27 protein-coding genes are annotated in these 26,197 nt (G+C 67.3%); 11 read left to right on the top strand and 16 right to left on the bottom strand.

What is annotated here, in order from left to right; genetic code table 11:
* Nucleotides 1–19: 19 nt before the first annotated feature.
* The 3 genes from BM282_RS06365 to BM282_RS06355 form a co-directional block, all read right to left on the bottom strand.
* The gene (locus BM282_RS06365) at nt 20–715 is read right to left on the bottom strand and encodes a cytochrome c biogenesis CcdA family protein (protein ID WP_175501413.1); all 696 of its coding nucleotides are present in this window, start codon (nt 713–715) and stop codon (nt 20–22) included.
* Nucleotides 715–1,233 (bottom strand): TlpA family protein disulfide reductase, encoded by a 519-nt coding sequence (locus BM282_RS06360; RefSeq protein WP_089879452.1) that lies wholly within the window; start codon nt 1,231–1,233, stop codon nt 715–717. The genes BM282_RS06365 and BM282_RS06360 overlap by 1 nt, the downstream gene beginning before the upstream one ends.
* 97 nt (nt 1,234–1,330) lie before the next feature.
* The gene (locus BM282_RS06355; protein ID WP_089878139.1) at nt 1,331–2,005 is read right to left on the bottom strand and encodes a DsbA family protein; all 675 of its coding nucleotides are present in this window, start codon (nt 2,003–2,005) and stop codon (nt 1,331–1,333) included.
* 120 nt (nt 2,006–2,125) lie between these two features.
* Between BM282_RS06355 and BM282_RS06350 the strand changes: the two genes are divergently transcribed.
* On the top strand, nt 2,126–2,458 hold the full coding sequence (locus BM282_RS06350; protein WP_089878136.1) for a 2Fe-2S iron-sulfur cluster-binding protein: 333 nt from the start codon (nt 2,126–2,128) through the stop codon (nt 2,456–2,458).
* Nucleotides 2,459–2,475: 17 nt separating this feature from the next.
* On the opposite strand, the gene BM282_RS06345 is transcribed toward BM282_RS06350, so the two are convergent.
* The 3 genes from BM282_RS06345 to BM282_RS06335 form a co-directional block, all read right to left on the bottom strand.
* The gene (locus tag BM282_RS06345; protein ID WP_089878132.1) at nt 2,476–2,667 is read right to left on the bottom strand and encodes a Trm112 family protein; all 192 of its coding nucleotides are present in this window, start codon (nt 2,665–2,667) and stop codon (nt 2,476–2,478) included.
* A 76-nt stretch (nt 2,668–2,743) separates the two neighbouring features.
* A complete protein-coding gene (locus BM282_RS06340) occupies nt 2,744–5,932 on the bottom strand; it encodes an Ig-like domain-containing protein (RefSeq protein ID WP_089878130.1) in 3,189 nt (1,062 codons plus the stop codon).
* Nucleotides 5,933–6,078: 146 nt separating this feature from the next.
* Nucleotides 6,079–6,642: an NUDIX hydrolase gene (locus tag BM282_RS06335; RefSeq protein WP_089878128.1), complete on the bottom strand. Its 564-nt coding sequence runs from the start codon at nt 6,640–6,642 to the stop codon at nt 6,079–6,081.
* 150 nt (nt 6,643–6,792) lie between these two features.
* Here BM282_RS06335 and BM282_RS06330 point away from each other — a divergent pair, with 150 nt between their 5' ends.
* Both BM282_RS06330 and BM282_RS06325 read left to right on the top strand, forming a co-directional pair.
* Nucleotides 6,793–7,002 (top strand): DUF1918 domain-containing protein, encoded by a 210-nt coding sequence (locus tag BM282_RS06330; protein WP_089878125.1) that lies wholly within the window; start codon nt 6,793–6,795, stop codon nt 7,000–7,002.
* A gap of 40 nt (nt 7,003–7,042) precedes the next feature.
* Nucleotides 7,043–7,507: an RNA-binding protein gene (locus BM282_RS06325; RefSeq protein ID WP_089878122.1), complete on the top strand. Its 465-nt coding sequence runs from the start codon at nt 7,043–7,045 to the stop codon at nt 7,505–7,507.
* Between the two features lies 1 nt (nt 7,508).
* Here the strand turns inward: BM282_RS06325 and BM282_RS06320 are convergent, their stop codons facing one another.
* Both BM282_RS06320 and BM282_RS06315 read right to left on the bottom strand, forming a co-directional pair.
* On the bottom strand, nt 7,509–8,069 hold the full coding sequence (locus BM282_RS06320; RefSeq protein WP_089878120.1) for a thioredoxin family protein: 561 nt from the start codon (nt 8,067–8,069) through the stop codon (nt 7,509–7,511).
* 35 nt (nt 8,070–8,104) lie between these two features.
* Nucleotides 8,105–8,530 (bottom strand): EamA family transporter, encoded by a 426-nt coding sequence (locus BM282_RS06315; protein WP_089878117.1) that lies wholly within the window; start codon nt 8,528–8,530, stop codon nt 8,105–8,107.
* Nucleotides 8,531–8,689: 159 nt separating this feature from the next.
* Here BM282_RS06315 and BM282_RS06310 point away from each other — a divergent pair, with 159 nt between their 5' ends.
* Entirely contained in the window at nt 8,690–8,887 is a 198-nt protein-coding gene (locus BM282_RS06310; RefSeq protein ID WP_089878115.1) for a DUF7501 family protein, read from the top strand.
* A gap of 70 nt (nt 8,888–8,957) precedes the next feature.
* On the opposite strand, the gene BM282_RS06305 is transcribed toward BM282_RS06310, so the two are convergent.
* The 7 genes from BM282_RS06305 to BM282_RS06275 form a co-directional block, all read right to left on the bottom strand.
* Nucleotides 8,958–10,244, bottom strand: coding sequence for an MFS transporter (locus BM282_RS06305; protein ID WP_089879450.1), 1,287 nt, complete (start codon nt 10,242–10,244; stop codon nt 8,958–8,960).
* Nucleotides 10,245–10,322: 78 nt separating this feature from the next.
* Nucleotides 10,323–11,183, bottom strand: coding sequence for a DUF58 domain-containing protein (locus tag BM282_RS06300; RefSeq protein ID WP_089878112.1), 861 nt, complete (start codon nt 11,181–11,183; stop codon nt 10,323–10,325).
* Nucleotides 11,183–12,127, bottom strand: coding sequence for an AAA family ATPase (locus BM282_RS06295; RefSeq protein ID WP_089878109.1), 945 nt, complete (start codon nt 12,125–12,127; stop codon nt 11,183–11,185). The genes BM282_RS06300 and BM282_RS06295 overlap by 1 nt, the downstream gene beginning before the upstream one ends.
* A 2-nt stretch (nt 12,128–12,129) precedes the next feature.
* Nucleotides 12,130–13,119 carry a DUF7502 family protein gene (locus BM282_RS06290; RefSeq protein WP_089878106.1) on the bottom strand — a complete coding sequence of 330 codons (990 nt, stop codon included), beginning with the start codon at nt 13,117–13,119 and terminating at the stop codon, nt 12,130–12,132.
* Entirely contained in the window at nt 13,119–13,724 is a 606-nt protein-coding gene (locus BM282_RS06285) for a hypothetical protein (protein WP_089878103.1), read from the bottom strand. The genes BM282_RS06290 and BM282_RS06285 overlap by 1 nt, the downstream gene beginning before the upstream one ends.
* A complete protein-coding gene (locus BM282_RS06280; protein WP_089878101.1) occupies nt 13,721–16,141 on the bottom strand; it encodes a vWA domain-containing protein in 2,421 nt (806 codons plus the stop codon). The genes BM282_RS06285 and BM282_RS06280 overlap by 4 nt, the downstream gene beginning before the upstream one ends.
* Nucleotides 16,141–17,937 (bottom strand): vWA domain-containing protein, encoded by a 1,797-nt coding sequence (locus BM282_RS06275; protein ID WP_089878098.1) that lies wholly within the window; start codon nt 17,935–17,937, stop codon nt 16,141–16,143. Before BM282_RS06275 ends, BM282_RS06280 begins: the two co-directional genes overlap by 1 nt.
* 157 nt (nt 17,938–18,094) lie before the next feature.
* Here BM282_RS06275 and BM282_RS06270 point away from each other — a divergent pair, with 157 nt between their 5' ends.
* From BM282_RS06270 to BM282_RS06260, 3 genes are all read left to right on the top strand, one after another.
* Nucleotides 18,095–18,589 (top strand): cupin domain-containing protein, encoded by a 495-nt coding sequence (locus tag BM282_RS06270; protein ID WP_089878095.1) that lies wholly within the window; start codon nt 18,095–18,097, stop codon nt 18,587–18,589.
* Between the two features lie 74 nt (nt 18,590–18,663).
* On the top strand, nt 18,664–19,179 hold the full coding sequence (locus BM282_RS06265; protein WP_089878092.1) for a pyridoxamine 5'-phosphate oxidase family protein: 516 nt from the start codon (nt 18,664–18,666) through the stop codon (nt 19,177–19,179).
* A gap of 33 nt (nt 19,180–19,212) precedes the next feature.
* Nucleotides 19,213–19,629, top strand: coding sequence for a methylated-DNA--[protein]-cysteine S-methyltransferase (locus tag BM282_RS06260; RefSeq protein ID WP_089878089.1), 417 nt, complete (start codon nt 19,213–19,215; stop codon nt 19,627–19,629).
* A 48-nt stretch (nt 19,630–19,677) separates the two neighbouring features.
* Here the strand turns inward: BM282_RS06260 and BM282_RS06255 are convergent, their stop codons facing one another.
* A complete protein-coding gene (locus tag BM282_RS06255) occupies nt 19,678–20,976 on the bottom strand; it encodes an MFS transporter (protein WP_089879447.1) in 1,299 nt (432 codons plus the stop codon).
* Nucleotides 20,977–21,444: 468 nt separating this feature from the next.
* Between BM282_RS06255 and BM282_RS06250 the strand changes: the two genes are divergently transcribed.
* The 4 genes from BM282_RS06250 to BM282_RS06235 all read left to right on the top strand — a co-directional run bounded on the left by BM282_RS06250 (nt 21,445) and on the right by BM282_RS06235 (nt 26,196).
* The gene (locus tag BM282_RS06250; RefSeq protein WP_089878086.1) at nt 21,445–21,933 is read left to right on the top strand and encodes an Lrp/AsnC family transcriptional regulator; all 489 of its coding nucleotides are present in this window, start codon (nt 21,445–21,447) and stop codon (nt 21,931–21,933) included.
* Nucleotides 21,930–23,081 (top strand): pyridoxal phosphate-dependent aminotransferase, encoded by a 1,152-nt coding sequence (locus BM282_RS06245; RefSeq protein WP_089878083.1) that lies wholly within the window; start codon nt 21,930–21,932, stop codon nt 23,079–23,081. Before BM282_RS06250 ends, BM282_RS06245 begins: the two co-directional genes overlap by 4 nt.
* 138 nt (nt 23,082–23,219) lie before the next feature.
* Entirely contained in the window at nt 23,220–23,972 is a 753-nt protein-coding gene (locus BM282_RS06240) for a DUF7504 family protein (RefSeq protein WP_089878080.1), read from the top strand.
* Nucleotides 23,973–24,042: 70 nt separating this feature from the next.
* Nucleotides 24,043–26,196, top strand: a complete 2,154-nt coding sequence (locus tag BM282_RS06235; RefSeq protein ID WP_089878078.1) for a caspase family protein — start codon at nt 24,043–24,045, stop codon at nt 26,194–26,196.
* The last annotated feature ends 1 nt before the right edge of the window (nt 26,197 follow it).

Below are 26,197 nucleotides of genomic sequence, written 5' to 3'. Positions count from 1 at the left end.
GTCGTCTCGCCGAGTGGGGTCACACCCACCCGAGGAACTGCACCGAGATGGCCACCTGCCACAGACCCGCGAGAATCATCACGATTCCGGCGAGACGCTGGACGGACCCGACGTGCTTCGAGACTCGTTTGAACGCGTCACTCCCGAGAGCGCCGAGCACCGTCACCGCGGCGAGAGGGACGGCGGCGGCGAGGGCGTACGCGAGGAGGGCGAGCGTCGCCTCCGCCGGAGCCAGCGTCAACGACTGGGTGACGACGCCGACGAAGACGGGGACGACACAGCCGGCGGCGGCGAGGGCGTAGACGCCGCCGAACAGGGCGAATCCCCCGACCGACGCGCGACGCTCGGGGAGTTGGAGGTGGAGCGTCGGCGCGCGCCCGAGGACGAACAGCGTCCCGAGGACCACGAGGGCGAGGCCCACGACCGGTTCCAGAAGCGTGAGTCGAGCGACGACGGCGCTTCCGGCCGTAAAGAGGAGTCCGGCGATACCGGCGAGGACGACGAGTGCGCCGAGGGCGGCGGCCCCGCCGCGGACGAGCGCCCCGTTCAGGTCGGCGTCCTCGCGTCCAACGTAGTAGCCGACGTAGCCGGGGAGAAGCGGGTACGCGCAGGGCGCGAGGAAGGTGGCGACGCCCGCCGAGACGGCGAAGGCGACGGTTCCGACGAACGCGTTCGACGCGCCCGCCGTCTGCAGCAGAGCGCCCGCCGTCTGCATCACAGCACCGCCCGAATCCGCTCGCGGAGGCTCGCCTCGCTCGCGAGGCCGCGGTGCGTCCACGTGACCGTCCCGTCGGCGTCGACGACGGCGAGATACGGGAGGCCGCCGGCTTGCAGTTCGCGCATCAGGCGGCTCTCGGGGTCGTGGCCGAGCGTCCACGCGCCGTCGTGGTCGACCCACCACCGGCGCACGTCCGCCTCCGTCAGACCGCCGCCGAAGCGTTCGTTCGTCACGGAGACGAACGCGACGCGGTCGCCGAACTCCTCGTGGAGGCTCGTCAGCGACTCCATCTGCGCCGAACACGGGACGCACCACGTCGCGAACAGGTCGAGGACGGTTGGCGACCCGGGGACCGGGACGGGTCGTTGTCCCGCCTCGGAGCCCGGAGCGTCCAGCGTGGTCACCTGTAGCGGGAGGCCGTCGTCGCCGAGTCCGACGCCCTCGAGGGCGACGTAGCCCGCGCCGCCGACGACGCCGAGTCCGGCGACGCCCGCGAGGAGTTCGCGCCGCTTCACGGCCATGCACCGCCGATGGCGGACGTGTCGCTCATACCGGTACGGACGCGGTCACGGTACAAAGTCGGTGTGCGGTCGTGCATCTTCGGCGCGCAGTCTACGACTTCGAGGCGGACTTCAGGTGGCCTTCGATGCCGTTCTGGACTGTCGCCCAGTCGTAGTTCGCCAGCGTCTCGCCGTTGACGACGACGGTGGGCGTCGACTGTATCCCCCTGTCGACGGCGCGTTGTCGGTCGCTCTCGACGACGGGTCGGTAGGCGTCTTGGTCCACCGCGGCGGCGACCTCACAGCCGTCCACGTCGAACTCCTCGGCCACGTCGTGGACGACGGTGTAGCCGTCGCTCGTCAGGTCGTCCTGTCGGTCGAACAGCGCCTTCGCGTAGTCGAAGTACGTCTCGGCGTCCGCGCGGTCCTGCACCGCGCGGGCGGCGACGGCCCCGCCCCACGACCACTGCTCGCTCACGGGGAGCGGGAAGTCGAAGAATCGGTAGCGGATGTCGCCGGGCGCGATGTACTCCTCTCTGACCTTCGGGAAGACGTCGAGGTTGTACGTCGCGCAGTGCGGGCACGCGAAGTCCTCGTACACGTCGACGGTGACGGCGGCGTCGTCGGGGCCGAGCGTCGGTCGGGGGAGCGAGTCCACCTGCTCCAGTTGTCCCACGTCACACGAGAGGGCGGCGTAGCCGCTTCCGCCACCGCCGCCCAGACAGCCGGTGGTCGCGGCGAGGGCACCACCGGCCGCGGCGAGGTAGGCGCGTCGGGTCGTTCGCATAGTTCCACCCAAGGTGTCACCGTATTTAGGACCACCGTGAACCGGCAGCCGTGACCGGGGCCGACTAGTCAGCGGCGGGACACCGGCGACGCTATGCTCGTCCGGCGCCCTCGTTCGTCCATGCCGACAGTCAGGTTTCGCGGTCGCGACTTTCCCTGTAACCGCGGGGACGTCCTCAGAGACGTCCTCATCGCGGGCGACGACTCGCCGCACAACGGCAGGTCGCGCGTCCTGAACTGTCGCGGAAGCGGGTCGTGCGGCACCTGTGCCGTCTCGGTCACCGGAGCGGTCACGGACCGGACGCGACGCGAGACGGCGCGCCTGTCGTTTCCGCCGCACGCCCCGGAGTCGGGGCTCAGACTGGCGTGTCAGACTCGCGTCCTGGGCGACCTGACCGTCGAGAAGCATCCGGGGTTCTGGGGACAGCACACGGAGACGGACGAGGAGTCGTAGTCACCGCCTTCGAGTCGTCAGTCGCGGGCGGGGCCGTACCGAACCGGGAACTCCGTCCCGCACGCCTCACAGGTTAGCGTCTCGTCGGTCAAGTCGTCGCGTCCGTCGTCGCCCTCGCCGGGTTCGGCCGTGACGAAGCGGTGTCCGTCGGGGAGCGACAGATACGTCGACGCGTGACAGGCGGGGCAGGGAACGCTCACGAGAGGCATCGTCTTCGACGTACGCGCCTCGGACGGTCGTAGTTGTCGGCGCGCCTCGAAAAAGAGTGGCTCGGAGTTCGCGTCGTCAGTCGCGGCGACCCGCGAGGAGTGCGGCCGCGAGGAGGGCGACGACGGCGGCGACGACGCCGAACCCGGGCGTTCCGACGGGCGTGAGCGTCGGCGTTGCCGTCTCCGTCTCGGTGTCCGTCGGCGTCGCCGTCGGTGTCTGGGTGTCCGTCGGCGTCGCCGTCGACGTGTCCGTCTCCGTCTCCGTATCGGTCGGCGTCACGGTGTCCGTCGGCGTCGGCGTCTGGCCGTCGTCGGCGACGACGCCCTCGGCGGTTATCGACGGGGCGGCGCCGCCGCGAACGGTCATCTCGAACGTGTCGTTCACGCGTTCCTCGGAGAAGTCGAACGTGCTCTGGAACGACCCGTTCTCGGCGACGTAGGCGGTGGCCGTCTTCAGGAAGCGCGGTCGGGTGTCACCGCTCGACCGGATGCGCACGTCGAGTCGAGTGCCCGGCGCGACGTTCGTCTCGCCGCGAATCGTCTGGCCCGTCGTCGCCGAAACTTCGATGGGTTCCTCCACGACGTGTTCGGCCTCGACGAGTTCGTACGCCGTCTCGACGGTCTGTCGGTCGTCGGCCAGCGGCGTGTCTTCGGGGACGGTGAAGTTGGCCGTCAGTTCCTCGCCCGCGTCCAGGTCGTTCCCGGTCGTCTCCACGTCGTCGGTGTCGACGACGACGAAGTAGGTGTCGTTCGCCGGGTCGGCGACGACGTCCGAGTCGGAGCCGTCGAGGACGAGTTCGAAGGGTTCGCGGTTCGGTCCCGCCTCGGCCTGTTCGACGGTGAACTGGAGCGTCCCGTCGTCTTCGAGTTCGAAGAACGCGTCCGTCGCGTCGCTGTCCTCGGCTTCGAGGGCGCCTTCGAGACCGGACGCCTCGATTCGGTGGACGATGAGGTCACCGAACGCTATCTCGTCGGCCTGCGTGAGGTTGTCGTTCTCGATGGCGGCGTACACGTCTTCCGCGTCGTCGAGCGTCGTCTGCGAGGCGGCGGTCCAACTCCCGAGCGACTTCGTCTCGCGCTCTCTGAGGACGAGCGTTCCGACGCCCTGCGAGTCGTCGGGGTCCGAGCCCGTGCCCGACTGCACTTCGAGTTCGTACTCGGCGCTGTCGAGGAGGTCACCGACCGAGTTATCCTCGTCGACGTCGGCGCTCTCCACCTCGTCGTCCGCGTCCTCGGTCGAGAAGACGGCGTCCCGTTCGTCGTTCGAGAGTTCGCCTTCGAGGTCCGTGACCGCGTACGTGTTGAACAGGAGGTCGACGCGGCCGTCACCGTCGTCTTCGACGGTCACGTTGGTGACGAAGCCCATATCCGAGGACCCGATAGTCACCGTCGCGGTGTCCGTGTTCTCTATCTCGATGGGGATGGAGGCCACGTCGCCGCGTTCGTCGGTGCTGATTCCGTCGCCGGCGATGTCGGCGGTTCCGACGCCGGCCTCGGTCACGGTGACGACGCTGGATTCGGCGTCGACGCCGGACTGGTTGTCGACCACCGTCACGGTGTACTCGCCGGGGTCGAGGTCCAGCGACTCCGCGTCGAAGGTGAACTCGTACTCGGCTTGGCCGTCGAGTTCCGCGCAGAGGACGCCGCCGTCGACGACGTCACCGTCGTCGTCGCGGAGTTCGAGGAGGATGGGTCTACTGCCGGCGTTCGCCGAGATGAGACCCGTTATCTCGTCTCTGGTCGTCACGTTTCGGTCGTCGACGTCGACGTCGAGGCCGAGTTCGCGGAGGACGATTTCGGCGTCGACTTCACCGGCGCCGCTGCCGATGGTCACGTCGTAGGTGTCGGGGTCGCGGTCCGCCGTCGAGAAGACGTAGACCCGACTGTTCTCGCCGGTCGAACCAGACCGGAAGAAGTTGCCGTCGGTCACTTCGACGGGCGTCTCGTCGGCGTCGGCGACGACGGCGACGTTCGACCCGACGTAGGCGTTCACGTCCGTGCGGGCCGCGGAGACGGTGACGGGCGCGACCACGACGGTCTTGTTCCCGGCGTTCTGCAACTCGTTTCCGGCCGCGTCGGTGACGTCGGTCGTCAACCGAATCCGAATCTCACCGGTCTCGACCTGGTCGCTGTCTATCGTCGCGACGTACCGGCCGCCGTCGTTGGTGAGACTCGAAGCGAAGTCGTCGAGCGTTCCCCGCGGTCGGTCGTCGACGTACACCCGCGCGTCGTCGAGGTTCTGCACGGGTTCGCTGAAGGAGAGTTCCAACTCTGTCTCGTCGTCTCCCCTGTCGGCGTCGTAGTGGACGCTCTCTAAGTACTCGGGGGCATCTTCGTCGGGACCGGGGGTCTGGACGGTTACGTCCACCGTCGCCTCGTTCGAGACGGCGCCGTCGTCGTCGGCGACTTCGTAGGTGAACGAGTCCGTCGTCGGGTCGTCACCCGTGTGCGTGTACGTGATGCTTCCGTTCGCGTGCACCGTCGTCGTCCCGTCCGTCGGGTCGGTGACGACGGCGACGGAGGAGTCGTTCAGCGTCCCGTCGGCGTCGTCGTCGTTGTCGAGGACGGGCACGACGACGCTCTCGCTCACGTTCACCGTCGCGGTGTCGTCGTTCGCCGTCGGGGCCGCGTTCGCGCCGACGTCGACGGTGGCGGACTGGTAGAGTCCCTCGCTGGGGTCCCAGTAGAGCGCCGTGATAGTGTCGCCGTCGGCGACCTGCAGGACGTCGTTACCCGTGTTCGAGTCGCTTTCGGCCGTTCCGATGGTGACGTTGATTCCGCTGGCCGTCGGGGTGATGTCCTGCGCCTCTGGCGCGATGGTGTACGTGAACTCGACCGTGGCGTCCGTCTCCGGGGCGGTCTGGAGGGTCACTTCGTTCGCGTACGGGTCGACGCCCGTCACGGTCGCCGCGCTTCCGTTCACGGTGACAGACACCTCGTCGAGGAGCGACTCGTCGACGTCGTCGTCGACGACGGGCCCCGTGTCGAGGGCGAACGTGGTCGTGGTGCCGTCACCGGTTCTCGTGTCCGAGACGTTTCTGACGGGGTCGGACGTGCTGAAGTACGCTATCTCGGTCGGTGCCTCGTCGTCGTCTTCGACGGTGAAGTTCGCGTCGTCTCCGATACCGACCTCGGATTCGACGGGAGTCACCGTTCCGGCGACTGCCGCGGCCGCTCCGGAGAAGGCGACGCTGGTGGCGACGACCGACGTCACCAGCAACGCCGAGAGAAGGAGCGCGCGCAGTCCGTGTGTGTGCTGTGTCATTGTTGGATGTCTCTGCGGTGGTAATCGGCCTACCACGAGCGATTCCACCGCCTGGAGGGGGGGCGTGTAAAATAGATGACGGCTCCGTTAAGTACCTTGTGTAGTTGACTGACACGTAACCGAGAAAATCGGCCGCAGGTGGGTTCTCACCACGAGAATCGGTCGCACCACGTGAGAATCTCCGACCGGTCGCGGGTGTCCTCCGGGAGGTCGGAGACGGGGAACCACTCCGCGGCGGAAATCTCGTCGTCCGGGTCTTCGACGCGGAGTTCGGCGTCGTCGGCAGTCGCGGCGAACACCGGGAGGACGCCCCACGTCCCGTACTCCGCACAGCAGATATCGACGCGGGCGGCGACGGCGAGTCCGCGGTAGTCCGCCGAGACGCCCGCCTCCTCGCCGAGTTCGCGGACCGCCGCCTCGTGGTACGTCTCCTCGTCGTCGACTTCTCCCCCGGGGAGGACCCACATGTCGACGCCGTCGTGGCGCACGAGGAGCAGTTCGTCGCCGGTTCGGGAGACGATGGTCTGTGCGCCGTACGGCGCGCCGGTGCGTTTGACTCGGGCCGCGAGCGTCCGGAACTGCCCCCGCGAGACGTGTCGCGTCCGCCGGTCGTCGAGGTAGTCGGAGTAGCGTTCGCCGAGTCGGTGGTACGCCTGTTCGGCGCGTTGACTCGCTTCGTCCGCGAGGAACCAGAGGTCGTCTACGACCATCGCTCGCGGTCGGGCGGCGGCGTCGTTCGGGTGTCCGTGAGGGTCATGCGGGGCGTTTCGGCCGGCCGGCGTAAGATGCCTTCGACACCGCGAGCGTGAGCGTCACGGCGAACCAGTTTCCTTTTCACCTCCGCGGTTCCCAACGCAGGTATGGAATTCGACGAAGGCGACGCCGTCGTTCTGCACGACAAGCACAGCGAGTTCGACGGACAGGTCGGAAAGATCACGCAGGTCATCGAGACGATGTTCGGCGACGAACAGTACGTCGTGAGTTTCGACGAGGGGCAAGAAGTCGGTATCTCGCCCGACCAACTCGACGCGGCCGACGACGACGAACTCGACGACGCCGACGAGGAATAGGACGAGTTTTTTCCGCCGCGGTGCGAACGCGAGATAGAACATGCCTCGCGTCCCGTTTCACTACATCGACCTGCGGACGTTCTGCTACGAGACCGAAGACGACAAGCGCGTCGAAGCGGCGCTTCGGACGCTTCTCCCCGACGAGTTCGAGGTCGAACGCGTCGAGAACACCGGGCACCACGGCGACCGAATCGTCGTCTTCTCCGCGCGCGTCGAACGCGCCGCGGAGGTCCGAGACGTGCTCTCTGCGCTCTCCGCCATCGAGGACTTCGAGGGCCTCGTCGACGAACTGGACGAGAGAGTGACCGAGAACTGCGAACTGTTCATGCGACTGGACAAGCAGGCGGCCTTCGGCGGCGACGTCCGCCTCGGACCCGGAATCACCTTCCGCGCCAAGGTGGAAGCCTACCCGGCGAAGAAGGAGGCGGCCGTCGAGAACGCGCGGGAGGCGTTACGGCAGGCGGCGGAGATGGGCGACGAAGACGAGTCGGACGCGGACGACTGAGTCAGTCGCGCCACTTTATCGAGCACCCCTGCGACGGCGTCTCGTCTATCGGTATCTCCTCGTCCGAGATGACCGCCTCGATAGCCGTGCGCATCTCGTAGTCCGTCACCTCGTCGTCGGGACTCATCGCGTCGTCGACGCGCGAGTGGAACGCCAGTCGGAACTCGTCGTCCTCGCGGGAGAAGAGGAACGGGTCCGGCGTGCACACCGCGCCGTACTCGCGGGCGACGGCTTGCGACTCGTCGCGGAGGTAGGCGGTGTAGCCTATCGTCCCGTCCTCGACGAGTTCCCGCATGCGGTCGAACGAGTCGTCGGGGTACTCCTCGGCGTCGTTCGGGTTGATACCGACCACCGCCAAGTCGTCGTACGCTCGCGTGAGGTAGTTCAACTCGTCGAACTTCGCCTTCGCGTACGGGCAGTGGTTACACGTGAAGACGACGAGGAGTGCGTCGTACGCCGCGAACGACTCCAGCGTGTACGTCTCGCCGTCGGTCCCCGGAAGCGAGAACGCCGGGGCGGCGTCGCCGTGCGACAACGTCGAATCTGACTCCTTCAGGACCATCTCGCGAGGAGGTAGGGCTTCGACGGCCAAAGACGTTACTCGACGGTCACGAGGTAGACGGCGACGACGGCTAGTCCGATACCGAGCGCCTTCCGGGCGGTGAGCGACTCGTTCAAGAAGACGACACCGACGAGAGAACTCAGCACCAGGAACATCCCGAATATCGGCGAGACGACACTCACCGGCCCCATCGAGAGCGCGCGGTAGTACGCGAGGATGCCGACGGTGAGACAGACGCCCGCGGCGAGGACGAACTTCGTCTTCGGGTGGACGAGGTAGGTGAGCGCATCGGAGTCGTTGTAGACGACGATGGCCGCCGTCCCGACGACCAGAAGCGAGTTGGCCAACAGGGCGGCGACGTTGCTCGGAATCTTCGTCGAACCGGTGGTCGCGACGCTCATCAGCGGCGAGACGAACGCGTACGCGGCCAACGCGAGGACGGCCCACGGGAGGTAACTCATCTACGTCGGAGTATCGGAGGCGGAGAGTTGACCGTTTCGACCTCTCTCGAAGACATTTATTGAAAACCTCGCTCTAAGGTTCGGAATAGAACTCAAAACAAGCGTCAAAATCTGCGAGAGTTGCCTACATTTATCACTGTTGAGGGTATCTCTGGTTGTATGTCCCAATCGACAACCCCCTCAGAAGTCGCGTACACGTGGGACGACCCGAACCGATGTCCGTTCTGCCTCGACGAGTTGGCGGACCCCGGTTCGGGGTTCGTCGCCCACTTGGACGAGAGCCCCGTCTGCAAACGCGGGTTCGACACGTGGCGAACCACCGTCGCGAACGACATGCGCGGCGAGTGGTCCGGCTAGTCGTCTTCGAACGCCGCCGCTCGAACGTCCCCGCATCGCTTCGGCCCTCCCGTGTTTTCGGTGCGACCACTCAGTCACTACTCGTCGCGGCGGCACCGGTCTCGCCGTCGCTCGTCCCCAGAATCCACCGCACGAGTGCCAACGAGAGCAGTCCGAGGACGCCGACGACGGCGAACGCGGCCGAGACGCCCACCGTCTGCAGGAGGTAGCCGAACGCGGGCGGCGCGACGGTGCCACCGAGCGAGATACCGATGGTGACGAGCGCGAAGTTCTTGCCGAGGTCCGTCCGCGCGGAGAGACGGTCCGCGAGCGCGGACCGCGCCGGGCGAGAGAAGCTGATACTGCCGCTGAACAGGAGAACGACGACGAGTGCGACCGAGGGAAGTACGAGCGTCGAGAGCGCGAACGCGAGGACGGCGAGGCCGGCGTAGCCGGCGTAGACGACGGGCGTCTCGCCGACACTGTCGGTGAGCGCGCCGCCCGCGAGGATGAGCGTCGCGCCGACGCCGAACATCGCCGAGACGAGGAGGTTCGCCGTCCCGTCCGGGAGCGCGTAGCCGACGGTCAGCAGTTGGGGCGTGTACGTCCGGATGCACCACGCCGCCGCTGACGTGAAGAACGCGAGCAGCGTGAGGCCGAGGATGCCCGGTGCGTCGGCGAACGTGGCGACGAACCCGCGGAGGCGACGCGGAGTCGACCGGACGAAACGGGGGAGCGCGCGCCCGCCGCGGCGCACCGACGCGAGCGTCGGCCGCGCGGGGGCCGTCGCGCCGTCGGTCGGGTACTTCACCGCGTCGTCGACACCGCGGAGGGCGAACAGCGTCGAGAGCGTGTACGCCGCGCCGACGACGGTGACGACGCCGACGGCGACGCGCCACGAGAGCGACAGCGCGCTGGTAGCGGCGACGACGGCGTACGGGGCCGCGAACCCGACGGACCCGCCGAAGGCGTGCGCGCTGTACGCCCGACCGCGAGACCCGTCGGTCGACACGGCGGCGAGAAGGGGGTAGTGCGCGGGATGGTGTCCCGCGATACCGACGCCGAGTACGACCTGTGCGGCGAGGAGCCACTCGTACGACTGCGCGAACGCGGTGAGCGTGAGACCGGCGGTGGCGACGACCAAGGAGACGGCGAGGACGAGCGCTCGACTGTACGTGTCGGAGACGTGGCCGTAGGGGAGTTGCAACAGCATGACGACGGCGTTCTGGACGCCGATTGCCAGTCCGATGGCCGCGAGACTCACGTCGAACTCGGCGGCGAGGACGCCGACGAGTGGCGCGAGGACGACGATGTAGGCGTGGTGGACGAAGTGCGACCCCGAGACGAGGCCGACGACTCGACGGGACTGACTGGACACGTGCGTCGGTCGCACGCGGGCGGACAAATAGGCGCGGAAAGCGGCGACAGGGCGACTCGCGGGCCGGCGTCCGAGCGACTACCCGACCCAGACGTCGGCGAAGGCGTCGAAGAACTCCGACCCGGTGTTCACGAGGACGTGGTCCGCGCGGAGCGTCGCCGCCCGGTCCGACACCGCCTCGACGTGCGCCTCCAGTCGCGAGCGGTACTGCTCGGCGAGCGACCCGCCGAAGTACGACCGGCGGGAGTCGCCCGATTCGGGGTCCTCGAAGATGGTGTCGCCCGTCACGTTCGGGTCGAGTTCGTCCGGTGCGAGCGTCTGGACGAGGAGCACGTCGTTGTCTTCGAGGGCCGCGACGGCCGCCTCCACCTCGTCGGGGTCCGCGAGGAAGTCGCTGACGACGACGACCAACGACCGAGAGCGGATGGTGCTCGCGTACTCTTCGAGCGACCCGACGAGGTCGGCCTCGCCCCCCAGTTCCGCCTCGTTCAGCAGGTCGACGGTTCGGAGGAGGTCACCGCGACTCGACCGCCCGGTGTCGAGGCGGCGCGGCCGGTCACGGAACGTCGAGAAGCGGAAGTCGTTGTTCTCCTCGACGGTGAGGTAGGCGAACCCGAGTCCCACCTTCGCGCCGAACTCGAACTTGTTCGCCTCGCCCTCGCCGTAGTCCATCGACGCGGAGGTATCGACGAGGACGTGGACGGTGAGGTTCCGTTCCTCTTCGAACTGCTTGACGTAGTACTCCTCGGTGCGCGCGTACACCCGCCAGTCGATGAGGCGCGTGTCGTCGCCGGGGGCGTACCGCCGGTAGTCGCTGAACGTCAGCCCTTCGCCGACGCTGCGAGAGTCCTGTTCGCCCTGCTGGGTGTCCTCGGAGATGCGCTTCAGCGAGGCGTCGAAACGGGCGAGTTCGGCGAAGAACTCCGGGTCGATAGCCATTATACCTCGTCGAGGAGTTGGTGCACCGCGTCGTCCGGCGTCGTTCCCTCGCGTTCGGCGCGGAAGTCGAGGAGGATGCGGTGCCGGAGAACCGGCGGTGCCATCGCGACGACGTCCTCCCAACTGACGTGCGACCGGCCGGAGACGAACGCCCGCGCCTTCGCGGCGAGGACGAGACCCATGCTCGCGCGGGGACTCGCGCCGTACTCGATGCTGTCTGCGTGTCTCGTCGACCGGACGAGTTGGACCGTCCGGTTCCGGATGTCGTCCGCGATGGGCATCTCGCGGACGTAGTGCTGTGCGGCCCTGAGTTCCTCGCGGGAGAGCACCTGTTCGACGGCGGGCGCGGACTGTCCGCCGGTGTAGCGGTCCACGATTTCGAACTCCTCGTCCAGAGAGGGGTAGTCGACGAGAATCTTCATCAGGAAGCGGTCGGTCTGCGCCTCCGGAAGCGGGTACGTCCCGCCCTGGTCGATGGGGTTCTGCGTGGCGAGGATGAAGAACGGTTCCGGGAGGGCGTACGTCTCGCCCGCCGCCGTCACCTGTTTCTCCTGCATCGCTTCCAGCAGCGCCGCCTGCGTCTTCGGCGTCGCGCGGTTTATCTCGTCGGCGAGGACGAGGTTCGCGAACACCGGCCCCTTCTCGAAGACGAACTCTCTTCCCTGCGCCGACTCGCGGATTATCTCGGTACCCGTGATGTCGGAGGGCATCAGGTCCGGCGTGTTCTGGATTCGGGAGAAGGAGAGGTCCGTCACTTCGGCGACGGTGCGGACGAGCGTCGTCTTTCCGAGACCCGGATTCGACTCCAAGAGGGCGTTGCCGTCGCAGAGGATGCAGACGAGCAGTCGCTCTACCACGTCGGACTGGCCGACGATTCGCTTTCCTATCTCACCGCGGACGCGGGTCAGTTTCTCCTGCACTCGGTCGATGTCGTCTACTGACATTGTTAGCTGGTTTCGTCGTCTTCGTCGTCGTTCTCGCGTATCTGCAAGTTGTACTCGCGGATGAGTTCGGCGTCCTCGACGTTCTCGGACTCGGCGTACCCCGCGTCTTGGCTCTCCACGGCCGCGTCGGAGAACCCGCCGTCGTCGTACGCCGAGGGCGGTGCGGTCGACCCGCCCTGACCCTCGCCGCTCTCGGAACCCTGGACGGATGCATTGATGCTCTCGTCGCCCGCCGTCACGTTCTCGGGGTCGCCGAGAATCTGGTCGCCGTCCTGCAGTTCGTCGTCCTCCCGTTCGGTCTCTTGTCTGTCGCTCGGTACGTCGTCGTCTTGCCCGTTCCGCCCGTCCAGCGTCTCCGTGAGGTCCAGGTCGACGACGGCGACCTGGATGCTGGCGAGGCTCACGAGGACGACGAACAGCGTCGTGACGACGACGCGGCGCGTCCCGACGAGTTCGAACGTCGACGTCTCGCGCAGGCCGGAGAGCACGTCCTCGTACAGGCGGCGGGCCATGTCTGTGTTCGCGCCGTCGTCGACGGTGTCGCGGGCGGTTCGAAGCGACTCTCTCACGGCCGGGTTTGCCGACTCGAACTGCTCGACGAGGGGCCGTCGTGACCGGGCGACGTACTCGGCGGCGAACGTCACGGCACCGAGTGCCAGGCCGACGACGGCGGCGGCGTGAATCGTCCGCGGGACGACGCCGCCGGCGCCCGCGAGGGCCGCGGGGAGCGTCAGCACGTCACCGAGGGCCGCGGGACGGAACAACCGAAGGGTCACGTTGACGACGAGGGCGACGAGGGCGGCGTCGAGGGCGGCGTAGAGGAACGCGACCTTGCGGCCCTCGCGTCGGACCTCGGCGAGCGCCTTCCGTATCCGAACGGTGGCCGCGTCGGGGTCGCCTCCGGTCGCGGCGTCGTCTCCGCCACCCACCGTCTCGGTCGTCGCCTCGAATCCCGACTCGGCGTCGAACTCCCGTTCGTCGTCACCGGACATCAGGGACACTCCGCCGGTTTGGAGCTGTTCTGTGACTCCTCCCACTCGTTACAGACGCTCCGGAGGTCGCTCTCGGCGTCGTCGAGGTCCGACTCCAGACGGTCGACGTCACCCTGCAAGTCCTCGTTGTCGGCTTCGAGGTCGGACACCTCGCTCTCTAACCGAGCGTTCTCCTGTTCGAGTTCGTTCACCTGCTGTTCGAGTTCCCCGATGGTGCTCTGTGCGTCGGTGAGGTCCTCGCGGGCGGCGTCTAACTGCTGGCGAGTCTCCTGCAGCGACGACTCCGTGCGGTCCAACTCGTTTCGCGTCTGGTTCAGCAGGTTCTCCGTCGTCTCCAGTTCGCTCGCGACCTGTCCCACGTCGCCCTGGGACCGTTCGAGGCTCTGGTTCAACTCCTGCAGTCGCTCTCTGACGCGCTGGAGGTCCTCGCGCGTCTCCGCGAGTTCCTCCCGGAGGTTCTCGTTCCGGTCGCGTAACTCCTCGTTCTGTGCCTCCAGACCACCCGCCGACGACTGATACACGACCGTCGCGCCGACCGTTCCGGTGAGGAGGAGGGCGACGACGGCGACGAGGGCGAGGTTGATCGGACGGCCGATGAAGCTCATGTCAAGCCTCCTTCTCCCGCGGTACTGCTGCGACGAACTTGAACCCGCCGGTAGACGACCTCCAGCGTGAACAACGCGAGTGCGACGACGAGAAGCGCCCACGTCCAGTCGGTCCGGACCGACCGAACTCGACGGGACTCTTCGCGGGTGAACTCGGCTATCGCCTCGCCCTGACTCGCGGTGAACTCCCGCCCGCCGGTGTCCTCTACCAGCGTCTCCAACGCCGGGTCGGGACCGAAGGCGGCGTACTCCTGCCGATAGCTCGCGGCGTACGCCGCGTCGAGGACGTCGTGGTAGCCCGCCTCGTTCGGCGTCACCGACGCGCGGTACGTCTCATCGCCGACCTGACGGAACGAGACGTCCTCGGTCGCCGGGCGTTCGCCGCCGCGGTACGTCACCGTCGTCGGGACGCCGACGCGAGTGTCGGGGATGCCGACGACGCCCGTCGCCTTCCGCTCGGGGTCGCCGATGACGTAGTTCGTCGACTTGGTGAGGAGCAGCGAGTCCGGGCGGCCCAGGAGGCCATCGAGACTGCCGTCGGCGGCGTAGGTGGTGATGGTTCCCACGCGACCGAGGCCGTAGCGCCACGTCGCGACGGCGGGCGTGCCGTCGTCGCTGGCGACGAGGAAGTTCGCGCCGCGCCGAATTGAGACGTCGTTCGTCGACCCCGGGTTGGCCGTCAGGCGCACGCCGGAGGTGACGAAGTCGTTCGGGTCGACGATGGTCAGTCCCTCGCCGTCGTACGACTGCCCGCCGCCGAACAGGAGGTTCAGCCGGTTCGTCTCGGTGGCGCGGAAGTAGCTCCCGCCGGACGCGCGGGCGATGGCGCGGAGGTTATCCTCGTTGGGGTTGTCGCCCGCGCCGATGGCGATTATCTGCTTGCCCTGCGACCGCAGGCGGTTCGCGTACTGGACCGAGGCGTCGGGGTTGTCGTGGCCGTCGCTGATGAGGATGACCGTCCCCGGGTCGTCGCCGAGCATCTCGCCCGCGCCGCGGAGGCCGCCCGCGATATCGGTCGCACCGCCCGCCTGCAGGCGACGCACTCTGTCGGAGAGTCCCTCGCGGTTGGGTCCGAGCGGTTGTATCGGCGCGACGCTGTAGGCGCGTTGGTTGAACCCGACGATACCGACGTCGTTCTGGTTGCCGAGTTGTTCGAGCGCCGAGAGGGCGACGGCCTTCTGGACGCGCATCCCGCCCTGCGAACTGCCGGAGACGTCGATGGTGAGGACGATGTTCGTCGCCTGTCCCGTCCCTTCGCCGGTCGTGACCGGGAGCATCGACGCCAGCGACGACCCCTCGTAGCCGCCGTTCTCGAAGGCGTTCGGGCCGCCGACCACGAGGAGACCGTTGCCGTCGATGACGAACTCCTGTAAGGCGTCGACGTTACCGACCTGACTCGCGGGCGTATCCTGCATCACGACGGCGTAGTACGGCGAGAGGTCGTCGGGGACCGACGACGCCGTCTCCACGTCGTACACCTGTTCGAGGTAGCTCTCGAACGGGTACGACCGCTGAGAGACGTACAGAATCTTCGGTCGGTCGACGGCGCGGACCGTCTTGTAGAACACGTCGTTCTGCTCGAACTGGTCGACGGAGTCGATGCGCGCGGTCACCTCGTGCGTCCCCGTCTCCGAGAACGTGTAGGTGAACTCGCGGGCGTCCGACGCGTTCTGTATCGTCTCTTCGAGCACCCGTTCGCCGTCGACTTCGACTGTGACGGTGGTGGGCGAGTCTATCTCGACGCCGCCGACGCTGACGAGGAACGTGCTCTCGACGCCGACGCTCGTCTTCGAGGGGCCGTTGACGGTGACGTGTCGTTCCGTCTCGCCGGGGGTCGGCGAGACGACGGAGACGGTGGCGTTCAGCGACCGGGCCAGTTCCGTCACCTCCGGTATCGACCGTCCCTCGGTGACCCGGCCGTCCGAGAGGAGGACCACGCTCCCGTTCTCCCTGAGGTTCGCCGCGACGCCGTCGCCGACGGGCGAGGAACTCCCGGTGGCGATGGTCGTCGTCGTCACCGGCACGCCCGCCTCCTCGACGGCCGTGGCGAGTCGGTCCGCGCGGGCCGGTGCGACGCCCGTGCTGTCCGAGCGGTCGACGAGGAGCGTCACGCGCGGGTCGCCCAGCGTCTCCGTCGACTGGACGGTGTACGGCCCCGCCGCGGCGACGACGAGGAGGGCGACGGTGAGGACGCGCGCGGCGAAGAACCAGCGGCGACTCCGCTCGGAGGCCGTCCCGTCGGCGCCGTACCAGACGAGGCCCCAGAGGAGGAGCGCCCCGAGCGGGAGTGCGAGGAGGAACAGGGGTCGTTCGAGACCGGCCGTCACCTCGCCGAGTGCGACTTCGACGCTCCCGACCGGAAGCGAGGCGGCGGCGGAGACGGCCGCAGTGGGTGCCGCGGCGACGACGCCGGGCATCAGAGGTCACCTCGCTTGCGCAGGTAGGCGACTTCGAGGACGACGCCGCCCATCACGGCGAGTGCCACCCACTCGGTGAGCGGGTCCGGGACGGTCCGTTCCTCTTCGCGCGCGGGGACGGTGTCGTTCCCCGCCGATTCGATGTCCGGGGCGACGACGTCCGACTCGGACTCGCTCAGAAGCGACGCGCTGTACCGCGTGTCGTCGGCCTCGTAGAACCCGGCGTCGTCGAGTCTGACGGCGGACGCGGTCACCTCGCCCCCGGGCGTCGACACGGTGGTCTCGTTCCCGAACGAGAGTCGCGCCCCCGTCTCCGCGTTCAACTGCGAGAGCGGCGGCCGCCCGGCGAGGTCGTACACCGCGCGCTTCCAGAACACGGGGTACTGATAGTCGTACTTGAACGCGGAGTGCTCCTCGATGTAGCCGTAGTAGAGAACCTTCCCGTTCCCGCGCTGAGCGGTGGCGAGGACGGGCGACCCGTCCGTCGTGGAGAGCAGCGCCCGACCCTCCCGGAGTTCGCCGGTGACGTACAGTTCCGGCGGCGGGAAGTCGATACCGCGCGTCAACTCGGACTGCGCGGGCGTCCCGAGCGTCGGGTTCGTCGCCGTGCCGTTCGGTGAGACGAGGAGCAGGTCGCCGTACTTCCCGGGCATCGGGTCCTGCGCCTGAATCACGACGCCGCCGCCCTCTCGGATGGCGTCGCGTCCCGCCTCGACGTTTCCGGCCAGCAGTCGCTCGCCGTTCACGTTCGAGTAGACGACGACGTCGTACGTCTCCGTGACCGAGGTGGGCGGGTTTCGGACCGTCACCTCGACGTTGTCGACGACCGAGAGCGCCGTCGTCAGATAGCGGTTCTCGTCGTTCGTGAGGACGAGCACGTCGACGACGGCGTCGGAGGGTGCGGCGACGTAGGAGACGTCGTCCGCGGCGAAGTCGTCGCCCGGCGAAAGCCGGACCGTCCCGCCGCCGCCCGGAATCCGAAGTGAGACGGACCGAACGTCGCCGGGACCCAGCGAGAGCGTCTTCTCTTGGCCGCCGAGCGACACCGACCGGGCCACGGCGCTGTCGCCGTAGTTCTTCAGCGAGACGGTCACCTCGTCGCCGGAGAACGACCGGTCGACGATGCCGACGTTGCCCGTCCCGCCGTCGGCGAACTGGCGGAGTTCGACCGACAGGCCGCGGGCGCGGGCGACGCGGACGGCGTCCTGCCACGCGCCGTCGTCGGCGAAGTCGCTGACGACGACGATTCGCGACCCCTCTCCCGCGATGGCCGTCGCCGTCGAGATGGCGGAGCGCAAGTCGCCGGGCGCGGCCGTGGCCGACAGGTCCGACAGCGCCGTCCGCGCCTGCTCGGGGTCGCCGCCGCGGAGTGCGACGTCCGCGTTCGACCCGGCGACGACGACGGACGTGGTTCCGGTGACGGCGCTTCGCGCCTCGGTCACTGCGCGCGAGAACCGCGTCTGGCCGTCCGACTCGACGCTCATGCTGGCGCTGGCGTCGACGACGAGCACCGTCTCTTCGACCGTCGAAGACTCCGACACGGGCACGTACGGCGTCGCGAGCGCCGTCGCGAACAGGAGGATTGCGAGCAGTTGGAGCAACAGGAGCAGGCTCCGTTTGAGTCGCTCGAACAGGGGGTTCGACCGGTCTTCGCGTCGGTCCGCCGAGAGGAAGCGGTACGTGGGGAGGCGGACTCGGCGCGGGTCGGGACGGACGAGATACAGGATGATGATGGGAATCGCCGCCGCGAGGGCGGCGAATCCGAGGGGGGTGAGAAAGACGTCGGCGAGGGCCATCGACTGAGTTGCTGTTCGCACGCCTCTTGGCTCTTTTCCAACGCGACCGGTCACGGAAAATATTCAGGTGTCGCTACTGGTCTCTCGGGGGGTCGACCGGACGGGGAGAGCGAGGACGGTGCCGGACGTTTATCACTCGGTGGGGCAGACGTCAGGCATGGTCGAACGAGTCACCGTGTCGGACATCCCCGACACGCCGAACCCGACGAGTCACAAGCGAGAGGTAGACGAGGCCGTCGGCGCGACGGCGTTCGGGTTCAACGTCCTCGAAGTGCGGCCGGGCGAACAGGTGCCGTGGGGCTATCACTCCCACCCCGAACACGAGGAACTGTTCTACGTCGTCTCGGGGACGCTCACCGTCGACACCGAGGACGGCCCGGTGAGAGCGAACGCGGGCGACGCCGTGTTCGTCGCCGCCGGCGAGAAGAACCGCGCGCACAACGCCGCCGACGAACCCGCGGAAGTCGTCGCCGTGGGCGCGCCGAAGGACGCGGACCACGCCGTCATCGAAGAGGCGTGCCCGGCGTGCGGCGTCGTCGGCGGACGCGAGTACGAACGCGTAGCGGGAGACGACGGCCCGCAGTACGTGCTCTCCTGTGAGTCCTGCGGCGCGGAGACGCTCCGGTTCGGTGCGGGCCCCGACGACGAGTAGCGAACGCGACGGACGGAGGCGCGAGTGCCGCGGAGAGACGAGCGTTCATCGTCTCGCCGCGCGTCGTCTCGGGTATGAGAGAGGGGAACGGCGCGGCCGACGAGACGCCGCCGGACGCGGCGCGCGACAGGCCGGTGACCGAGGCGAGTTACGGGATTCCCGACGACGAGGCGGGACTGCTTCCTTGGTCGTTCGTCGCCGACCGTCTCCGTGAAGACCGGACGTTCTGGATGTCGACGACGCTGCCCGACGGCCGTCCGCACGCCCGACCGGTGTGGGGCGTGTTCGTCGACGGGCGACTCCACTGCGGCGGCGGCGAGGAGACGCGGTGGGTGCGTAACGTCGCGCGCGACCCCCGTATCGTCGTCCACCGCGAGAGCGGCGAAGACGTCGTCATCCTCGACGGCATCGCCGAGCGATTGGACGCCGAGACGGCCGACGCCGCGCGCCTCGAACGCATCGACGACGCCTACGAGGAGAAGTACGGCATTCGCCACGGGACGCCGGTGTTCTCGATTCGCCCGACGCGCGTCCTCGCGTGGTCGGAGTATCCGACGGACGCGACGCGGTGGCGGTTCGACGGCGAGTGAACCAGTTATGCCGTCCCGGCGAGTAGCGGACGTATGCGCGTGGAGATTCACGGGACGGGACTGGACTTAGACGAGTCGTATCTCGACGCCGACGCGTCGGAAATCGCCGAACAGATCCGCGAGTACGAACGCGGCGACAGACGGACGTTCGACCTCTCGGTCGCCTACCCCGACTCGTTCACTGGCGAAGTGATGCGAGCGATGTCCGAGATTCCGTACGGCGAGACGCGGACGTACGGCGAACTCGCGGCCGAGTTGGACACGAGTCCGGTCGCCGTCGGGCAGGCGTGCGGTCGGAATCCGGTGCCGCTGATAGTGCCCTGCCACCGCGTCGTCGGGTCCGACGGCGGCCTCGTCGGGTTCTCCGGCGACGGCGGCGTCGACCAGAAGCGGCGACTCCTCGAAGGGGAGTCCGCGGCGACGCAGGCGCGACTCGGCGCGTTCGAGTGAGCGGAAGAGAACGGAGTAGCGGGCTTCAGTCTCGGAAGCGGTCGTCGCTCAGTCGCTCCGCGTGACCCCCTCGCTACGCGTGCTTCCGAATCCCGCCTCGTTGGCGACGCGGGCCACCTTCGGGCGGAACACCCACGACGTGAGGAGCACGATGGGAATCATCGAGACGGCGACGACGGCGTAGCCGGTGTGGAGGTTCGGCAGGAACGGCGCGGAGTAGACGAGGGGGTAGACGATGCCGCCGACGGTGCCGATACCGCCGACGACGCCCGCGACGGACCCGGAACTGTTCGGGAACATCGCCGGCACCTGCGCGAAGATGGCTCCCTCGGCGAACGCACACCCCATCCCGACGAGGAAGCCCGCGCCGACGGCGACGAGCACCTCGCCCGACAGTCCCGCGACGGTCATCCCGAGCATCGCCACGACGACGAAACACAGCGAGACGAACGTCCACTGCTCGCGGTAGCGACCGGTGAACACCGGGAGGATGTCCCTCTCCCTGCGCGCCAGCACGTCGCTGACGTAGCCGCCGATTGGACGGAGGAGGCCGGCCGCAATGGAGAACGTCGCCGCGAACGTGCTCGCCAAGACGAGGTTGTTGGTGTCGAACCCCTCGCGGTAGTAGGTGGCGAGCCACCCGTTCATCGACAGTTCGAGTCCGAACGTCATCACGTACGCGAGGGCGAGGACGATAGTGCCGTAGCGCGTCGCGGTGAAGAACCAGCCCTCGAAGCTCGTGTTCTCCGCCGTCGCCCGCCGCTTCTCCTCGCTCTTTGCGGCCTCGCCGAGCGTGTAGTACGCCAGGGCGAGGACGACGGAGACGACGCCCGTGTAGAAGAACGCCGCGCGCCAGTTCGTCGAGAACAGCGGTCCGTTCCACTCGGGGCCGAACACGCGGGGGAGAATCAACGCGCCCCCGGCCGCCCCGGCGTTCCCGACGCCCGCGTAGATGCCCTCCGCCGTGCCGAGTTCGTCCTCCTCGAACCACTCGGAGACGTGCTGGATGCCGATGACGAACGTGATGCCCGCCGTCGCGACGACGAGGCGTTCGACGAAGAACACCGCGTACGACTGCGCGAACGCCGACGCCATGGAGAACACGCCGACGTACCCCAACACGATGGCGAACACCGATGGCGCGCCGAACTTATCGGAGAGCCACCCGGTCGCGATGCGGCCGAACGGCGCGAGCCAAATCGCGGCGCTCGCGAGGATACCGATCTCCGCGAGGGAGAGACCGAACTCGTCGGCCATCGGCCCGGTGAACGGCGCGAACGAGAACCAGATGAGAAACGAGAAGTTGAACCCGACGGTCGCGAGCAGCAACGTCCGGTACTTCGTCATCTTCACGAGACCCATCAGACGGCCTCCATCCCGTTCGAACGTCTATCGTGTACGTTTATTATAGACCACTCGTCCACTATTTTCGTATTTTCATACGCATTTGCGAAGCACATCACGGGAGAACGTGATGGCCTTCCCCCTAATAATGCTAAGCGTTGACAAACAGCAGTTCAGGCCATCCTAAGTGACCATTGGGACAATATATATTCGAGCTTTTAGTCCTTAAGGTGTATGCGCGACCAGTTTTCGTCCGTTTCGCGGACGTCCGTCAACCGAACCGTCGCGACGCGCCGTCTCGTCCTCGCTACTCTCTCGTCGCCCCCGGCCTCGCGTCGAAGCGCGACTCGTCGCAGACGTTCTCTCTTCGGATACAGTCACGTTTCTTATCGCGTTATCCGATTCACGTCGGTCGACTCGCAAGCTTGCGCCGTGAGCAAACCATTTCACCGGGGACCGCAACCCGGTAGTATGGACGACAAGCGGGAACTGCTCGACCTGCTGCTCCGCAACGCTCGTGAGAGCCCAGAAGACATCGCTCGACAGACGGGACTCGACGCGGCGGCGGTCGAAGCACTCATCGAAGAGTTAGAGGCCGACGGCGTCGTCCGCGGCTATCAAGCGGTCGTCGACTGGGACCGCGTGGACGAAGAGCACGTGGAGGCGCAGTTGGAACTGAACGTCGAACTCGACCGCGAGACGGGGTACGAAGAGATTGCGCGCCGAATCGCGAAGTTCCCCGAGGTGTCGTCGCTCCGCTTGGTCTCGGGCGACTACGACTTCGCCGTGGACGTCGAGGGCGACTCGATGCACGACGTCTCGACGTTCGTCTCCGAACGCGTCGCGCCCATCCCGGAGGTCACGCAGACGGTCACGCACTTCATCATGGAGACGTACAAAGAGCGCGGCATCGAACTCGGAGACACCGACGAGGACGACAGGCTCACGTTCTCGCCATGAGCGGATACGTCTCAGAGCGCGTGCGCGAGACGCCGCCGTCGGGTATCCGTCGGTTCTTCGAACTCGCCGCGGAGATGGACGACGTCATCTCGCTCGGCGTCGGCGAACCGGACTTCTCCGCGCCGTGGGCCGCCCGGACGGCCGCCATCGACTCGCTGGAACGCGGACGCACCTCCTACACGTCGAACCGCGGGATGCGCGAACTCCGCGAGGCCATCGCGGAACGGGTCGAGCGCTACGACCAGCAGTACGACCCCGACGACGAGATACTCGTCACCGCGGGCGCGAGCGAAGCCGTCGACTTGGCGATGCGTGCGCTGGTCGACCCCGGCGACGTGGTGGCCGTGCCCGAACCGTCGTACATCTCGTACGAACCGACGGTGACGTTCGCCGGCGGCCAGACGTGTTCGGTTCCGACGCGCGCCGAGGAGGACTTCGCGCTTCGGTACGACGACCTCGAACGCGCCGGCGCGGCGGACGCCGACGTCCTCGTCCTCTGCTATCCGAACAACCCGACGGGGGCGGTGATGTCGCTGGACGGACTACGAGAGGTCGCCGAGTTCGCCCGAGAACACGACCTGTTCGTCCTCTCCGACGAGATTTACGCCGCGCTCCGGTACGAAGACGACCACGCCTCCATCGCGACGCTGCCGGGGATGCGCGAGCGAACCGTCGTGTTCAACGGCTTCTCGAAGGCGTACGCGATGACCGGGCTCCGACTCGGGTACGCGCTGGGACCGTCCGGCGTCGTCGGCGCGATGAACCGCATCCACCAGTACACGATGCTGTCGGCGCCGACGACGGCGCAGTACGCCGCTCTCGAAGCCATCCGGTCGTGTGACGACGCCGTCGGCGAGATGCGCCGCGCGTACGACCGTCGCCGTCGGTTCGTCATCTCGCGGTTCAACGAACTCGGGATGGACTGCTTCGAGGCGAAAGGCGCGTTCTACGTCTTCCCCGAGTGTCCGCCCGGGTGGGACGACGACGAGGCGTTCGCGGAGGCCCTCCTCGAAGCCGAACGCGTCGCACTCGTCCCCGGAAGCGCGTTCGGCGAGAGCGGTGCGGGCCACCTCCGCGTCTCCTACGCGACGGGGATGGCCGAGTTGAAGACGGCGCTGAATCGTATCGAGTCGTTCCTCCGCGCGTAAACGTTCAGCTGCGATACGGATTTCTTTCTGACAGACAGTCACGCCTCACACGTCGTACCGACGGTGGATACTCCCGTCCGTGTGAGACTCATCAAATACACAAAGTATTATTTGTCGCGGTTCCGTGAGTCAAGCTGAATGGATACGGGAGACGAAGACTGTGCGGCGCAGGCGGACGTGTCTCCGGGGCTTACAGCGGCTCTCGACGACCTGAAGCGGCGCGGGAGCGCGCTGTTGGTCGTCGGTGCCGTCCCGGCGGACGTCTACCGCGAGGTCTCCGCACAGATGCTCGGCGACGGCGGGAGTGCCCCGAGGCGCCGACTGCTCGTCACCGGCGCGAGTGACGGCGAACGCGACTCCCGACTGAAAGTCGTCCGCCGACGGACGCCGGAGTGGACGCGCCTCCTGGAGTTCGACGGACTCGCTCGCGGAGCGGCGACGGCGACGCCATCCCGGACGACTGCGACGCCGTCCTCGCCCGACACGTCGATGGAGGCGACGTTCAACCCCGACTCGCTGAGACGCCGCGTCGAGGGGGACGTCGCGCAGTTGGGTATCGAAATCGCGAAGACGGTCGACCAGTTCGAGCGCATCTCGGGTGGGTTAGCGCCCGCCGAACTTCGAGTGGCGTTCGACTGTCTCCCCACGCTCGTCGCCGAGTACGGCGAAGAGACGGCGTTCCGCTTCTCGCACGTTCTCGCGAACCACATCCGCGGGGTGGATGGGATGGTGCACTGTTGGCTCCCGCGCGACCGAGACGACCAACTCGTCCGCACGCTCGAACCGTTGTTCGACGCGACGGTCGAACTCCGTCTCGAGGAGACGCATCTGCAACAGCGCTGGCACTTCCGGGACGTCGACCTCTCGTCGGACTGGCTATGTCTCGGATGACCGTCCAGCGTCTCCGAACGTGGCGTGTGAGTGACCAACACGTTTTTACTCGTGAACGATGACAGAGAAGATGATGGAACCGTCCGGGAATCCTGAGAGTCACTCGTCGTTCGACGCTCCGGGTTCGTATCTGGAGCTCTCTATCGACGAGGCCCCGGGCGGTGAGGGCGTCGTCGTCACCGACCCCATCGAACGACACCAGTTCGAACTCTCGACGCCCGGACCGGTCGCGCCGGAACCGGCCGACCCGGCCGCGTTCACGTTTCCGGCCGACGCGGCGGTCCAGTTTCGAACCGACCGTCTCGACCTGCAGACGGTCGTCTCGGTCTGCGTCCGCGACGAAGCGGGACAGATGCTCGGGCAGACCGACCACTTCGCGACCGAGTCGTTTCCGGACGGGACGTACGGTATCGAACTGTTCGCACCCGTGAAGACGTACGTGCGCGTCGACGGGCCGGTGACGATACGGTCGAACGACGCCCGGACGACGCTCTCGTTCGACGAAACCGTGGACGTCCTCGTCGGCGCGCGCTCGCACCACAAGCGGCCGGCGGCGACGATAACGACCCCCGACGACCCCCATTCTATCATGCGAGCGGTGTCGCTTCTGGGGTCGGCGCTCAAGACGACCACGCCCGAGCGGTCGTACCCGACGCTCCGGGGGCATCCGCCCCTCGTCGAACGCGGCGAGCGATTCTCCGCACCGCCGGCGATGGCGGCGCCGGAGACGGGCGTCACGCTGGAACTCCCCCCGACCCACCGGCACGTCTACGTGGCGGCACCGTTGGCGTACTACCTCGGGGCCACCGTCGTCGAAGGGGAGACGCCGCGACTCCGGACCGAGAACGGGTTCACGTACGAGTTAGACGGACCCGCGGGATACGAGCGAACCGTCGAACGGGTCCTGAAGCAGACGTTCTTCCTCGACTGCGTCACGCGCACGGAGGGCTACTACCAGGTCGACCTCCACGAACGGCGCGCGGTCGAAGGCCACGTCGACCTCGACTTCGCCGACCTGTACGACCGGTCGCTGGCCGAACAGGTCGAAGCGTACCTCGGCGTCCCCTACGACGACGTCGCCGAGCACGTTCCCGAGTGGAAACTCACCACGCACGTGACGCCGACGCCGTCGAACGTCGAACTCCTCCCCTTCGTCGCGAACGACCTCGCCATCGTTCGGACGCCGAGAGCGAAACCGACGGCGAGTTCGGCGACGCAGGCGGCCTCCGTCGGGGAGTTCCTCCGGTCGACGCCGCGCGTCACCGACGGTGGATTCGTCCGGAGTGCGAGCCAGACGTCGCCGTTGCCCGACCGGACCTACGTCCAACCGGAAAAGACGGATTCGCTCGAACAGGCGTGGGTCGGGCAGGGGACGCCCATCGGCGCGAGCAAGGCGTCGCTACAGGCGTACCACAACCGACTGTACCGGTCGCCGACGGAGGGCGAGATATCGATTACCGTCGTCTGCAACGACCCGAAGATGGCCGCCGAGCGTGACGACGTGGAGTCAGTGTACGGGTCGCGCGAGAAGCTCCCGTTCGACGTGCGAGTCGCGTACGAACTGACGCGAGAGGAACTCAGAGACGCGCTGGCGACCGACGTGGACTTCTTTCACTACATCGGACACATCGACGACTACGGCTTCCACTGTTCCGACGGCACCCTCGACGCTTCGACGCTGTCGGACGTGGGCATGGACGCGTTCTTGCTCAACGCCTGTCGCTCGTACGAACAGGGGATGCACCTCGTCGACGCCGGCGCAATCGCTGGCGTCGTAACCCTCGACGACGTGGTGAACAGTAGCGCCGTCGACGTGGGGTCGATGCTCGCGCGACTGCTGAACGGCGGGTTCCCCATCCGGAGCGCGCTCGAACTCGTCCGGGGCGAGAACGCCGCCGGTGACAACTACATCGTCCTCGGCGACGGGGGACTGTCCGTCGCGCAGAGCAGTGGTGTCTACGCTAATATGTGCCGTATCGAGCAAACATCGGAAGGATTCGACGTCGAGTATAACATATATCCGAGTAGCTACGTTGGAATGGGAGGATTAGTGAAGCCGATGCTTCCCGAGATCAACAAACACTACTTGGGCTCGGGAGCCGTCGATGTCTTTTCGCTCTCCACAGAGGAGCTGAACAGTTTCTTGGAGCTAGAGAATATTCCGGTACTCGTCGAAGGAAAACTTCGTTGGAGCGACGCGTTCGATACTGATTCTCTTCGTTGAT

The sequence above is a fragment of the Halogeometricum limi genome (genome assembly GCF_900115785.1).
Taxonomy (GTDB): domain Archaea; phylum Halobacteriota; class Halobacteria; order Halobacteriales; family Haloferacaceae; genus Halogeometricum; species Halogeometricum limi.
The sequence above is the reverse complement of the archived record's forward strand: the minus strand, read 5'-3'. Positions and strand labels throughout refer to the sequence as shown.